Origin of the sequence: Streptomyces sp. NBC_01384, from assembly GCF_045040035.1 — a bacterium.
Lineage (GTDB): Bacteria > Actinomycetota > Actinomycetes > Streptomycetales > Streptomycetaceae > Streptomyces.
The window spans coordinates 9,727,538-9,739,622 of the sequence record NZ_CP109559.1 but is presented as its reverse complement, the minus strand read 5'-3'; the positions used below and the strand labels follow the sequence as shown (position 1 = coordinate 9,739,622).

General features: G+C 71.7%; 11 protein-coding genes. 6 read left to right on the top strand and 5 right to left on the bottom strand.

Annotated features, from left to right (window positions below; genetic code table 11):
* Nucleotides 1-19: 19 nt before the first annotated feature.
* The 4 genes from OG747_RS44845 to OG747_RS44830 are packed head-to-tail and all read left to right on the top strand — an operon-like array spanning nucleotide 20 to nucleotide 2,481.
* The gene (locus tag OG747_RS44845; protein WP_405886031.1) at nucleotides 20-235 is read left to right on the top strand and encodes an MbtH family protein; all 216 of its coding nucleotides are present in this window, start codon (nucleotides 20-22) and stop codon (nucleotides 233-235) included.
* A 10-nt stretch (nucleotides 236-245) separates the two neighbouring features.
* Nucleotides 246-1,493 (top strand): cytochrome P450, encoded by a 1,248-nt coding sequence (locus OG747_RS44840; RefSeq protein WP_405885117.1) that lies wholly within the window; start codon nucleotides 246-248, stop codon nucleotides 1,491-1,493.
* 3 nt (nucleotides 1,494-1,496) lie between these two features.
* Complete coding sequence (locus OG747_RS44835; RefSeq protein WP_405885116.1) at nucleotides 1,497-2,261, top strand: SRPBCC domain-containing protein; 765 nt, start codon at nucleotides 1,497-1,499, stop codon at nucleotides 2,259-2,261.
* Nucleotides 2,262-2,292: 31 nt separating this feature from the next.
* A complete protein-coding gene (locus OG747_RS44830; RefSeq protein ID WP_405885115.1) occupies nucleotides 2,293-2,481 on the top strand; it encodes a hypothetical protein in 189 nt (62 codons plus the stop codon).
* Between the two features lie 90 nt (nucleotides 2,482-2,571).
* On the opposite strand, the gene OG747_RS44825 is transcribed toward OG747_RS44830, so the two are convergent.
* The 5 genes from OG747_RS44825 to OG747_RS44805 all read right to left on the bottom strand — a co-directional run bounded on the left by OG747_RS44825 (nucleotide 2,572) and on the right by OG747_RS44805 (nucleotide 9,569).
* Nucleotides 2,572-3,930 carry an NAD(P)/FAD-dependent oxidoreductase gene (locus OG747_RS44825; RefSeq protein ID WP_405885114.1) on the bottom strand — a complete coding sequence of 453 codons (1,359 nt, stop codon included), beginning with the start codon at nucleotides 3,928-3,930 and terminating at the stop codon, nucleotides 2,572-2,574.
* On the bottom strand, nucleotides 3,927-4,988 hold the full coding sequence (locus OG747_RS44820; protein ID WP_405885113.1) for an oligopeptide/dipeptide ABC transporter ATP-binding protein: 1,062 nt from the start codon (nucleotides 4,986-4,988) through the stop codon (nucleotides 3,927-3,929). The genes OG747_RS44825 and OG747_RS44820 overlap by 4 nt, the downstream gene beginning before the upstream one ends.
* Nucleotides 4,985-6,838 (bottom strand): dipeptide/oligopeptide/nickel ABC transporter permease/ATP-binding protein, encoded by a 1,854-nt coding sequence (locus tag OG747_RS44815; protein ID WP_405885112.1) that lies wholly within the window; start codon nucleotides 6,836-6,838, stop codon nucleotides 4,985-4,987. The genes OG747_RS44820 and OG747_RS44815 overlap by 4 nt, the downstream gene beginning before the upstream one ends.
* Before the next feature lie 94 nt (nucleotides 6,839-6,932).
* The gene (locus tag OG747_RS44810; protein WP_405885111.1) at nucleotides 6,933-7,919 is read right to left on the bottom strand and encodes an ABC transporter permease; all 987 of its coding nucleotides are present in this window, start codon (nucleotides 7,917-7,919) and stop codon (nucleotides 6,933-6,935) included.
* A gap of 51 nt (nucleotides 7,920-7,970) precedes the next feature.
* Nucleotides 7,971-9,569, bottom strand: a complete 1,599-nt coding sequence (locus OG747_RS44805; protein ID WP_405885110.1) for an ABC transporter substrate-binding protein — start codon at nucleotides 9,567-9,569, stop codon at nucleotides 7,971-7,973.
* 155 nt (nucleotides 9,570-9,724) lie between these two features.
* Here OG747_RS44805 and OG747_RS44800 point away from each other — a divergent pair, with 155 nt between their 5' ends.
* On the top strand, nucleotides 9,725-11,458 hold the full coding sequence (locus tag OG747_RS44800; protein ID WP_405885109.1) for a DUF885 domain-containing protein: 1,734 nt from the start codon (nucleotides 9,725-9,727) through the stop codon (nucleotides 11,456-11,458).
* 206 nt (nucleotides 11,459-11,664) lie between these two features.
* Nucleotides 11,665-12,066: a DUF5132 domain-containing protein gene (locus OG747_RS44795; RefSeq protein WP_405885108.1), complete on the top strand. Its 402-nt coding sequence runs from the start codon at nucleotides 11,665-11,667 to the stop codon at nucleotides 12,064-12,066.
* The last annotated feature ends 19 nt before the right edge of the window (nucleotides 12,067-12,085 follow it).

The window sequence follows — 12,085 nt, the reverse complement described above, 5'->3', positions numbered from 1 at the left end:
ACCAGGAGGACTGATGTCCATGACCAACCCGTTCGAGGACGAGGCCGGCACCTTCCTTGTGCTCGTCAACCAGGAGAACCAGCACTCGCTGTGGCCGCAGTTCGCGGACGTCCCCGCCGGCTGGACCGTCGCGCACGGCCCCGACACCCATGCCGCGTGCCTGGAGTACGTCGAGCGGACCTGGACCGACATGCGGCCCAAGAGCCTCGTCGACGCCATGGACGCCCAGCGGTAGCGCGGCCGACGTGACCTCCACCGATACCCTGGACGAGGCCCGCGGTGCCGCGGGCCTCGTCCGGCCCGGCGATCTCGCCGCGGCGCTGCAGACGCCCGAGGCCCGCCGGAACCCGTACCCGTTCTACGCCCGCATGCGGCGGGAGAGCCCGGTCCACCGCAGCGCCCAGGGCATCTGGTATCTCACCCGGTACGCCGATGTCGAGGCGGCCCTGGGAGACCTGCGGCTGTCCAACGACCGGGACCGGATGACCCGCGCCTACGGTGCGCTCGGCGGCGACCTGAAGGCCTTCAGCAGGCTCACCGACCGGCTCGGCCGGGTGATGACCAACACCGACCCGCCGGACCACGCCCGGCTGCGCAAGCTGGCCAACCGCGCCTTCACCGCGCGGCGGGTCGAAGCCCTGCGCGACGGCATCCAGCGGATCGTCGACCGGCTCGTCGACGAGGCGGCCGCGGCGGGGTCGTCCATGGATCTGATCGAGGCGGTCGCCTCCCCGCTGCCGCTGTCCGTCGTCTGCGAGTTGTTCGGCATCCCGCCCGAGGACCGCCCGCAGGTCAAGAGCTGGTTCCGCCGCTTCGGCCGGCTCTCCGAGGACATCGACAAGTCCGAGGCCGCGATCGAGCAGTACGAGGAGTACCTCGCCCGGCTCGTCCGCCGACGCCGGGCCGACCCGGGCGACGACCTGGTCAGCGCCCTGGTCGCGACGCAGGCGCAGGACGACCGGCTCACCGACTCCGAACTGCTGTCCACCTGCTTCGTCCTGATCACCGCGGGCGACGAGACCACCACCCACCTGGTCGGCAACGGCATGCTCGCCCTGCTGCGCCACCCCGACGAGCTGGCCCGGCTGCGCGAGGACCCGGCGCTGATCCGCACGGCCGTCGACGAACTCGCCCGCTACGACACGCCGACCCAGGCGATCGTCCGGGTGGTGGCCGAGGACGTCGAGATCGGCGGGCAGACGCTGCGCGAGGGCGAGTTGGCGTACCTGTTCCTTGCCTCGACCAACCGTGATCCCGAACGCTTCGAGAAGCCCGACCGGCTCGACCTGTCACGCCCCGGCAACCGGCACCTGAGCTTCGGCAACGGCCCGCACTTTTGCCTCGGCGGTCCGCTGGCCAAGCTCCAGGCAGAGGTGGCCGTCAGCACGCTGGTCCGCCGGCTCCCGCACCTGCGGCTGGCCGACGGGGCGGCCCTCGAATGGCGGCCCAACCCACTGCAACGGCGGCTGAACGCCCTCCCGATCACCCACTGACGCATGAACGACGACGAAGGAGAACTGACCATGGCCCGAGAGTTCGAGGTCCGCCGGGAGCAGGACCTGCCCGCCACACCCGAGCAGGTCTGGCACGCGGTCGCCACCGGCGCCGGCAACCTCGGCTGGCTGTACCCCATGGAGGTCGAGCCGCACGTCGGCGGAAAGGTCACCCGGGCCGACGGCACCGTCGTGGCGTGGGAACCGCCGCACCACTTCGCCGTGCGCGTGGCCCTGGACGACGGGTTCTCCAACACCCTCACCTACCGGATCGAGCCGCTCGACGACGGAACCAGCCACCTGCGGATGGGCATCCACTGGGTGCACACGGGAGTCGTCGACGACTACTGGGACACCAAGGCGGACGCGGCCGAGAAGCACGTCGACTTCTACCAGCACGGCCTCGCCGAGTACCTGAGGCACTTCGCCGGCCGTCCCGCCGTCTACGTCAAGGCCGGCCGCGACGAGCGCACCGACGACCCGGCCGACTTCGCCGCCCTGCGCCGACGCCTCGGCCTCGCCGACGACACGGCCGTCGGCGACCGGCTGTCGCTCGACCTCCCGGGTACGAACGGCGGCTCGCAGGAGGTGGTCGTGGACTGGCTCAACCCCGACTTCGTCGGCCTGCGCGGCCGGGACGCGCTGTACCGGTTCTTCAACGGCAGCTCCTGGAACTGGCCGATCTGGCTGGGCCACCACCTGTTCGCCGAGGACGTGGACGAACAGCAGGCCACCAAGGCGTGGACCGCCTGGCTCAACGGCGCCTGACCCCTCGCCCGCCACAACTGAAGGACCGCTGGTGGAAACACTGCTCTACGCCGCCGAACTCATCCAGGAAGACGGCACCTACAAGCTCGTCGTGCAGGACGTGGTGCGGGACACGGTCCAGGTCACCCCTGTCCCCAAATCCGCGGTCGACAGGCTCCCGACCTTCCTGTCCGTGCTGACTTCCAAGCTCGGCTCCGCACCCGCACGCGGCCGCTGGTAGACCTCTCCCGACGTCACAAGGCCGGTTCACAAGGCCGGTGCCGTCCGGCGCGGCAACTCCCGGACGGCACCGGCCCCGCCGCGCCACGGGTCAGCCCATGACGGTTCGGGAGGCGGCCCCCTCGGCTAGGGGCCGTTTGCGGGAGAACGCACCGAGGTTGACGACGATGCCGGTGTGTTCGCCGGTGTACCGCAGCGGATCGCGGTCGTGGTCGTGGCCGGCCTCGACGCGGTCGACCAGGGTGGCGAGGAATCGGCCCGCCAGAGGAGCGTTCTTGAACTGGTTGCCGCTCGTGCCCATCGCGACGTAGAAGCCAGGCAGATCGGTGCGGTCGTAGAGGGGGGCCCAGTCGTCGGCGGCGTCGTAGACGCCGGCGATGCCGGTCGGCCGGTTCGGAACGCGCAGGAGCGGAAATCGGCGTGCGGCCCTGGTCACTTGGGTGTCGAACCCGGTGGGCGTCGGGTGCGGGTTGCACAGGTCGGGGTCGTCGAGCCATTCCATCGGATCGCAGGCGGGCAGCGTGCTGCCGATGAGGAGGTGTCCGCCGCGGGGGCGCAGGTACGTCCCGAGGTCGGCATCGGCCACGATCGGGCCGGGTGTGGTCGCGGCGCCGCCCGGGCCCGACGAGGTGGTGTCGCCCTGGCAGACCGGTGCGGCCACCTGGTGGACTTCCTGGCGCAGTGGGCGCACCCCGACCGTGAACTCGGCCCCGACCCCGGCCAGCCGGTTGAACGCTCCCGACCAGGGCCCGGCGGCGTTGATCAACACCGGTGCCGTGATCGCGGTGCCGTCAGCGAGCCGGAGGCCCGCCACCCGGTCCTCGCGACGCAGGACACCGACGACCGTGCGATGGAAGAGGAAACGCGCTCCGAGGCGGGCCGCCGCGTCCGCGAGATTCTGTGCCGCGAGCTGTGGATCGTCGACGAAGCCCGCGTCGGGTGTGAACAGCGCGCCGAGTTCACCTTCGGGGCCGGAGAAGAACGCCTCGTCCCGCAGGGGCCTGGGAGGGCCGTAGCGTCCCGCGTCGATGCCGGGGATCCGGCTGCGCAGCGTCGCGGCATCCCAGCGCTCGTACGGCACGCCGGCACGCTCGAACAGTGCGATGACCTCCGGCGTCCCGGAGTCCGGCGCGTCGAGGAGGACCGCTCCGGTCCGCCGGAACGCCGCCAGACCCGGGCCGCGCCCGGTACCCAGGTGCTCCGCCCATCGTGCCCAGCAGTGCCGGGATTCCCAGGCGGTGGCGACACCGTCCCAGGTCGAGTAGTTGAAACGGATGATCGCGCTGGAGGCGCTGGTGGATCCGTGACCGACGCCGCCGGCCTTGTCGACGACCACGACGCGCCGGCCGGTGCGCGCCAGTTCCAGTGCCACCGCGGCACCGATCACACCGGCCCCCACGACGACCGCGTCCGCGCCGGACGGAAGCATGTCCGGTTCCCTGGCCGTCATGACGGCAGATCCCCGGGGGTTCGCGAAGCCCGGTCACCGTGCGCGTCCTGGTGCACGCTGCCGGCGTACGGCGGGCAGTCGGCGGCGGGATACGGGAAGTGGCACGCGGCGCGGTGCGGCTGTCCGGCCGCCTCCTGCTGAGGGTCCCGTGCGGCGCAGACGTCCCGTCCGGGGCGCCGGTTCGGCCCGACGGGGCAGCGCGGATGAAAGCGGCATCCGGTCGGTGGCGACGCGGGGTCGGGCACCTCTTCGGGCAGGAGCGCTTCCCCGACCGGTCGTCGTCCGGGATGCAGGCTCGGCACGGCGGACAGCAGCGTCCGGGTGTAAGGATGCCGTGGGCCGCGCAGCAGGTTCTCGGTGGCGGCGGTCTCGACGATCCGGCCGAGGTACATCACGGCGACGACGTCCGACACATGGCGGACTGCGGCGAGGTCATGGCTGATGAACAGCATGGCGAAGCCCATGCGTCGCTGCAGGTCCCGGAGCGTGGTCAGGAGCGCCGCCCGGACCGACACGTCGAGAGCCGAGGTGACCTCGTCGGCGATGAGTACCGCCGGATCGACGGCGAGCGCGCGGGCGACGGCCACGCGTTGGCGCTGGCCGCCCGAGAGCTGTCGCGGCACACGGTCGGCGCAGCCGGCGTCGAGACCGACCAGTTCCAGCAGTCCGCCGATGCGCTGTTCGCGGCTACGGCGGTCCAGCCGGACGAAGGCCCCGGCCGCTTCGGCAAGCGACTGACGGACTGTCATACGGGGGTCCAGCGCCGTGTCCGGGTCCTGGAACACCAGCTGGACCTGTTGGCCCAGCCGACGCCGATCGGCCGCCCGACGCCCTCGGTACTCCCGTCCGCCGACCGTGATCCGCCCGGCGCACGGGCTGTCCAGCCCGACGACCGCACGCGCCAGCGTGGACTTTCCCGAACCGGACTCGCCGACCAGGCCGACCGTCGTGCCCCGGGGAACCTCCAGAGACACTCCGTCCACCGCCGTGACCGGCCCGAACGGCCCGTGGTGGCGGACGGTGACGTCGCACAGCGCCAGCCCTGCCTCTTCCCTCACTGCTCCGCCTCTTCGGTCTCACGCTGTCCGCAGAGCAGGGCCCGGGGCAGCGGCTGCCAGCAGGCGACCTCGTGCTCCGGGTCGAGCGGGGACAACACGGGGCTCTCCACGGCGCACCGGTCCACTCGATGCGGGCACCGGTCATGGAACGGGCAGCCCGGGGCCGTACCGTACGGATCGGGCGGCCCTCCCTCGATGGTGTGCAGGGGGTGGTCGCGATCCGCGGCCAGGTCCGGGACCGAGGCGACGAGCATCCGCGTGTACGGATGCCGTGCGCCGGTCGCCAGCTCATGGGCCGGAAGGTTCTCCACGATCGTTCCCCCGTACATGACCAGAACCCGGTCGCAGGCGTCGGCCACCAGGGCGATGTCGTGGCTGATGAAGAGGATCGCAGTGGCGTCGTCGCGCCGGATACGGCGAAGCAGGTCCATGATCTGCCGCTGCACGGTGACGTCCAGGGCTGTCGTCGGCTCGTCCGCGACGATGAGGTCGGGTCGCATCATCGAAGCGGCAGCGATCGCCACTCGCTGGCGCTGACCGCCGGACAGCTGGAAGGGCCGGGAGCGCAGCAAGCGGCGCCCGCCGGGCAGCGCGACCCGCTGAAGCTGGGCCAGCGCCTGCTCGACGGCCTGGGCACGAGGGGTGGCGTGGTGTGCGCGCACGGCCTCCGTCATCTGCGTTCCGATGCGGAGCGACGGGTTGAAGGCCGAGGCCGGGTTCTGGAAGATCATCGCCAAGCCGGTCGCCAGCTGCCTGCGTCGCTCTTTGCGTGACAACGACTCGGCATCCACGCCGAGAAACCGGTGGGTGCCCCAGGTCGCGCAGGCGCCGTCGGACAGCAGGTCGGCGATGGCGAGCGCCGTCAGCGACTTGCCGGAGCCGGACTCGCCGACCAGGCCGACCATCTCACCGCGCCGCAGGGTGAGGTTGACACCGCGGACGGGCCGGACCACCCCCTCCGCCGTGGGCAGGGCCACCCGCAGATCCTCCACCTCCAGCACGTGGTCCGCGGCTCCCGGAACGCCCGTGCGCGCCGGGTGCGGCGCGGGTTCTTCCGGCTGCCGTGGGCGGGCGCGTCGCGCGGCGGCTCCGGCCAGCATCTCGCCGAGCAGCTGGAAGGCCACGGCGGCGTAGACGATGGCGATGCCGGGTGCCACGGCGGGCAGCGGTTCGGTGTAGATACGGTCCAGACCCTGGCTGAGCAGGAGCCCCCAGTCGTACGAGGGCGGCTGCACCCCCAGTCCGAGGAAGCTCAGTCCCGACAGGGCCACGAGTGCCGAGCCCGTGGCGACCGCGGTGTTGAGCATCAGCGGCTCGGCGATGTGGGGCAGGACATGGCGCAGGAGGAGCCGGTGGCGGCGCAGGCCCAGCACGCGCGCGGCCGCCATGAAGTCGGTCCCGGCCACTTTGGCGGCGAGGGTCTGCGTGATCCGGGCGAAGCCCGGTGCACAGGCGACGGCGAGTGCGAACACCGCCCCACCCGCCCCCACGCCGAAGAGGGCCGCGAAGAACATCGCGACGAGGAGCGCGGGGAAGGCCAGCAGGAGGTTGATCAGGGCGCCCAGCAGGCGGCGGGCGCGTCCGCCCACTACGGCGGTGAGCGCCCCGAGTGTGATCCCGGCCGCCGCGCCGAGGAGCGTGGCCGCGACGGCCAGCAGCAGGGAGAGCCAGGTCGCCGAGAGCAGCCGGGCGAGCAGATCGCGCCCGAGATGGTCCGTACCGAGGAGGTGACCCGCGGTGGGTGCCCGCAGCACCGCCGAGGGGTCCGGACGGTCGGCGGCCTGCCCCCACAGCACCGCCCCCGCGACGGCCAGTACGGCGAGCGATCCGAGCATGGCCAGGGTGATCACGCCCATCGGTGTGGACCAGCCCGACCGGGTCGCACGAGACCGGCCGGCGGTGGCACGCGGCGTGAGCGGGGAAGCGGAGGACAACGCCATCGGATCACGTCTCCCGGATGACCGATCGGGGGTCGAGCAGCGCGAGGGCCAGATCGACCAGGAAGTTCACCACGAGGACGGCCGAGCCCAGCACCAGAACCGACGCCTCGACGACCGCGTAGTCCTGCGCGGCCACGGACTGCGCCATCGCCGACCCGATGCCCGGCCAGGCGAACACCTTCTCGACCAGTACGGTCCCCGCGATCAGGGCCGGCAGGAGGTTCCCGGCGACCGTCAGCGACGCGGTCAGCGTGTTCGGTGCCACGTGGCGCAGGTAGAGCGGGACGGAGGGCAGCCGTTTCGCGTGGGCGGCACGCAGATAGTCCGTCTCGAGAACCTTGAGCGTCTCCACCCGTACGATCCGCAGGAGAACCGCGGTCGGAGCGAGGGCCAGCGCGAGCACGGGCAGCACGTAGGACTCGGGACCGAGGTCCCCGGCCACCGGAAAGATGCGCAGGGCGACCGCCAGTCCCGCGGTGAGACCCGCCGCGAGCACGAAGTCCGGCACGCCCGCCATGACGGAGGTGGTGGCGGTGAACGCCAGCTCCGCCCCGGGCCGCCGCCCGCCGCGTGTCAACACCGCCGCGAGCAGCCCCCCGGGAAGGGCGACGACGAGCACGCAGACGAAGGCCAGGACAGCCAGCAGCAAGGTAGCCGGCAGACGTGCCCTGATCAGGTCGGCCACCGGCTCGCCGGTCACCAGGGAGACCCCGAGGTCCCCGTGGGCCAGGTGCCGCAGATACCGCCAGTACTGTGCCGACAGGCCGTGATCCAGGCCGAGTTCGTGTCGTTTAGCCGCTACCAGGTCCGGCGGGGCGTCCACGCCCAGCGCGGCCCGGACGGGGTCACCGGGTACCAGCCGGATCATCGCGAAGGAAGCGGTGACGACGACGAAGAGGGAGACCGTCAGCCGCACCGCACGCTGGCAGCAGAACATTACCCACGGGTGGCGCCGGGCCAGGGCACCGAGCCGTGCGGACACGGTCGTCATGGGAGACCTCCTCGACTGGTGGTGGTCGGCCGTGTGCGGCGTCCGCCGCCGCTATCTGTGCAGGCGAATGCTGGTCGGTACGATCTGGCCGCCGGGCGCGACGGCGAAGGTCGTCCGGTAGCCGTACACCGTGCCCGTGCCGTCGGCGACGGGCAGCGCGTCGGCCGAGCGGAACAGCGCCGCGGCGGCCCTGTTCCAGTCCGCGCAGCTGGCCGTGCCCGGCGCGCGCAGCGCGAGGGCGACGAAGCGGTCGTAGGCGCGGTTGGCGACGTGTGCGAAATTCAGGCCCCGCGAGGGCGGCGGACCGGAGAAGTACGGGACGAGCTGCGCGGGCAGCGGCGGACCCGGCGAGCTGCCGACCACGACGTCGAAGTCCCCACTCTGGTACATGGCCTGTACCACCGCGTTGCGGCTCTCGCTGACGACGTCGACGTCCGCGCCCAACGCCTGCCAGGTGACGGCCATCAGTTCGGCGACCGACGGAAGGGTGGAGCCGAAGTCGGCGCTGCTGAGCAGCCGCAGCCGCAGCGGCCGGCCCTGCTTGACCAGCCTGCCCCGTGCGTTCTTCGTCCAGCCCGCGGCGCCCAAGGGTCCCACGGCACTGTGCGAAGGCAGGTTCCGGGCGGCCACATCGGTATGACAGACGGAGTTCACGGCGGTCAGGTGACTCGCGGGCGTTCCGTCGCCGCCGATCGCCACATTGGCCAGGCCCTTGCGGTCCAGGGCCCCCACCAGTGCCTGACGCAGCACGGGATCGCTCAAGGGGCGGCCGGACCGTTCGTTGAAGAAGGTCAGCCCCACCACGGTCGGCACCTGAGCGGTGGCCAGGCCATGGCCGGTCAGCCGCGCGCGGTCGGGGCCGCTCAGCGTCGCGATGTTCACGCCGCCTGTAAGCAGCAGGTTGGCCACTGTGGACTCCTGCGGCACCACCGACACCACGATCCGCTCAGGCTGGCCCGCAACCGCGTTCGTCGCTCCGCGCGGACCCCACGCATACCCCTTGCGTCGTGTGAAGAGGTACGGGCCGCCCGAGGTGTACCCGCTCAGCACGTACGGCCCGGTGCCCTGTGTGCTCCTGTCCAGCGCGCCGGGATCCACCAGCCCGGCGGGGCAGACGACGGGCAGCAGACCGATCGTCCGCACGATGAAGCTGTACGGCGACGCCATCCGCACCGACACCGTCCGGGCCGCGTCGTCGGCCGACACCGTGAACGGCACACCGGGCAGTGCCGCCCGGGCGCCGACGAGCCGGTTGCGGGGATCGCTCGCGTATCTCAGTGACCGGGCCACCCCGGAAGCCGTGAGGATCGTGCCGTCAGAGCAGGTCACACCCCTGCGCAGGGTGAAACTCGCCGAAGTGGCTCCGGCCCGCCACTTCTCGGCGAGGCCCGACACCACCTGCCCGTCCGGCGCCATGGTGACCAACGAGTCGTAGGCGTAAGCAGCCAGGGCGGAGCCGAACTGCGCGTACGGATGAAAACTCGGGGTCTCTGATGCGGTGGCGATCGTGACGGTTCCCCCCACGACGACAGGGGTGCGGGTCGATGACACGTCGCCGCCGCCGCAACCGGCCAGCACGACTGACGCGACGGCGGCGGACGCCACCGCGGCCGACCGGGCCCTGGGAAACGACACGGTTCGGCGGTGCATGCCGCTCATCGTGCCACCGCGATCAACGGCGCCGGACCGCCTCTCCCGGGCCGGACACGAACGGAGCGGAGGAATTCCCCCGTCCGAGTGAAACCCCCGACTCGCGGTTGATCTCCGCTGCCGATGTGGCGTCACCCGGCGCGCACACTGGCACCATGGCGAACCACTCATCGGACCTCCCGGACGGCTCGGCAGCGCGGGAGGTCGACCGACTCGCGGCCTCGTACTGGGACTTCCTGCTCGCCCGCGAGCCGTCGCTGCGGACACGCCGCGGGCTGCCGGTCGAGTCGCTGCCGGGGGTGTCCGCCGCGGAGGCCGACGAGCGCGCCGGGTTCGCGGCAGAGGTGCTGAACCAGCTGGGCGCGCTGCGGCCCACGGTGCTGCCCGGTCCCTCCGCCGACACCGCGGACTTCCTACGGGCGCTGGCCGAACAGGAAGCGGAGGCGGGACGTTTCCACTGGCTCACCCCGACCGCCACGCCGTACCAGCTCTTCCGCCTCCAGCAGTACGGTGACACGGTCTTCCGCCCGTTCCGCTTCGAGCACCGGACCGACACGGACCGGTACGTGTCCCTCGTACGGGATCTGGCCCGCTGCGTCGCGACGATCGGTGAGAAAGCCACCGAGCAGGCAGCACGGGGCTTCCGCATCCCGGCCCCGGCGCTGGCCGGGGTCCACACCACCCTCACCCGGCTGCGGGCATCGGCGACGCGGTACGTCCGAGCGGACGCCGAGCGGCTCACCCGACTCGACGCGGCGAGCCGGGGCCACCTGCACGACGCGATGGTGGGCATCGTGGCCACCGAGCTGGAGCCGGCGTTCGACCGCCTCCTCGCCCTCGTGGGCGACCCGGACTACGGCAGGCGGGCGCCACAGGCCGTCGGATGGGCCCACTACCCAGAAGGCGAAGCGGCGTACCGGTCCTTCGTCACGACGTACACGTCCGGCGACACACCACCCGAACGCCTCCACGAACTCGGCCGGGAGCACTGCCGCGAACTCAGCGAGCGGATGCGGGAGATGCGAGCCACACTCGGCTTCGCGGGGACGGAGGCGGAGTTCCACGAACGGCTCGCGACCGAGCCCCGCCTGTACGCCGCCACCCCGGAGGAGGTCGAGGCCCGCTACCGCGGACACCTCGACCGCCTCACGCCGCTGCTGCCACGCTGGTTCACGGTCCTGCCCCGCGCCCCGTACGACGTGGCCCGCCTCGACCCGGCGCTGGAGGCGTCGATGACGTTCGGCTACTACGACTCGCCGACCGCCACGCAACCGGTGGGCCGTTACCGCTACAACGCCTCGGACCTGGCGCACCGGTCACTGCTCGGTGCGGCCGCGTTGATCTACCACGAGCTCGCGCCCGGACACCACTTCCACCTCGCCCGTCAGGCCGAGAGCACCGCGCTGCCCGACCTGCGACGCGAACTGGTGCCCTTCAGCGGGTTCCAGGAGGGCTGGGCGGAGTACGCGGCAGGGCTCGCCTGGGAGATGGGGCTGTACGACGACCCATGGGACGGGTACGGACGCCTGGCCCATGAACGGTTCACCGCACAGCGCCTCGTCGTCGACACCGGCCTCAACCTCGGGACCATGACGCTGGAGCAGGCCCGCGCCTTCATGCGCGCCCACGCGGCGGCCGAATCCGAAACGCAGATCACGAGCGAGTTGCTGCGCTACGCGACCGACATGCCGGGACAGGCACTGACGTACCGGGCGGGTCATACGGAGTTCACGGCATTGCGGACAGCGTGCGAACGCGACTCCGGCGCCGCGTTCGACGTGCGCGCCTTTCACGAGGCTGTGCTGGCCGGCGGCACGCTCCCGTTTCCCGCCCTGCGCCGACGGATGGCGAGAGAACTGCACGAGGCATCGGGCCATCCAGCGGTCTGAACAGGCCGTCATGGGAAGGCCGTTCTACTCGAATGAGTGAAGGCCACGGCGGAACTGTAGCCGTACGCCCAACCATGGATATTCTCTGTGATGCGGGGTGCGGATTCGATGACGTGGAATCCATGCATGGCAACGCAGTTTTCCTGTTCAAATCCTGTCGCCCTTTCCGTCATCGTTTCCTTGGCCGAAGAGAAGGAAGCCCTGCCATGCCTCCTGTAGTACCTCCTTTCCTGATCGGTCTGATCACCGCGTCCCTGGTCAAAAGGCTGGGCAAACCCGTCATGCGAGGGATCGTCAAAACGTCGGTGGGCCTGGGAATCGAAATCAAGAGGGCCGTCCACGAAGCCGGCGGGGAAATCCAGGATCTCGCGGCCGAGGCGACCGCCGAAGTGCTCGCCGCCCAGATGACGCATGGCACCGAGCACGGCACCGACACCAGCGCCCCGGAGGTCGGCCCTGCGGGCCGGGCCGAAGCGGGCACCGGGCCGGCGCCCACGGCCGCAGCGGCCCCCGCGGCACAGGCGGTCCACGCGCCACAGGCCGACAGCGAGAGCAAGACCGCGGCCAAGACCCGCGGCGCCGCTTCCGCCGCTGCCAAGGTGCGCTGAGCGGCTCGGCCACCACCCG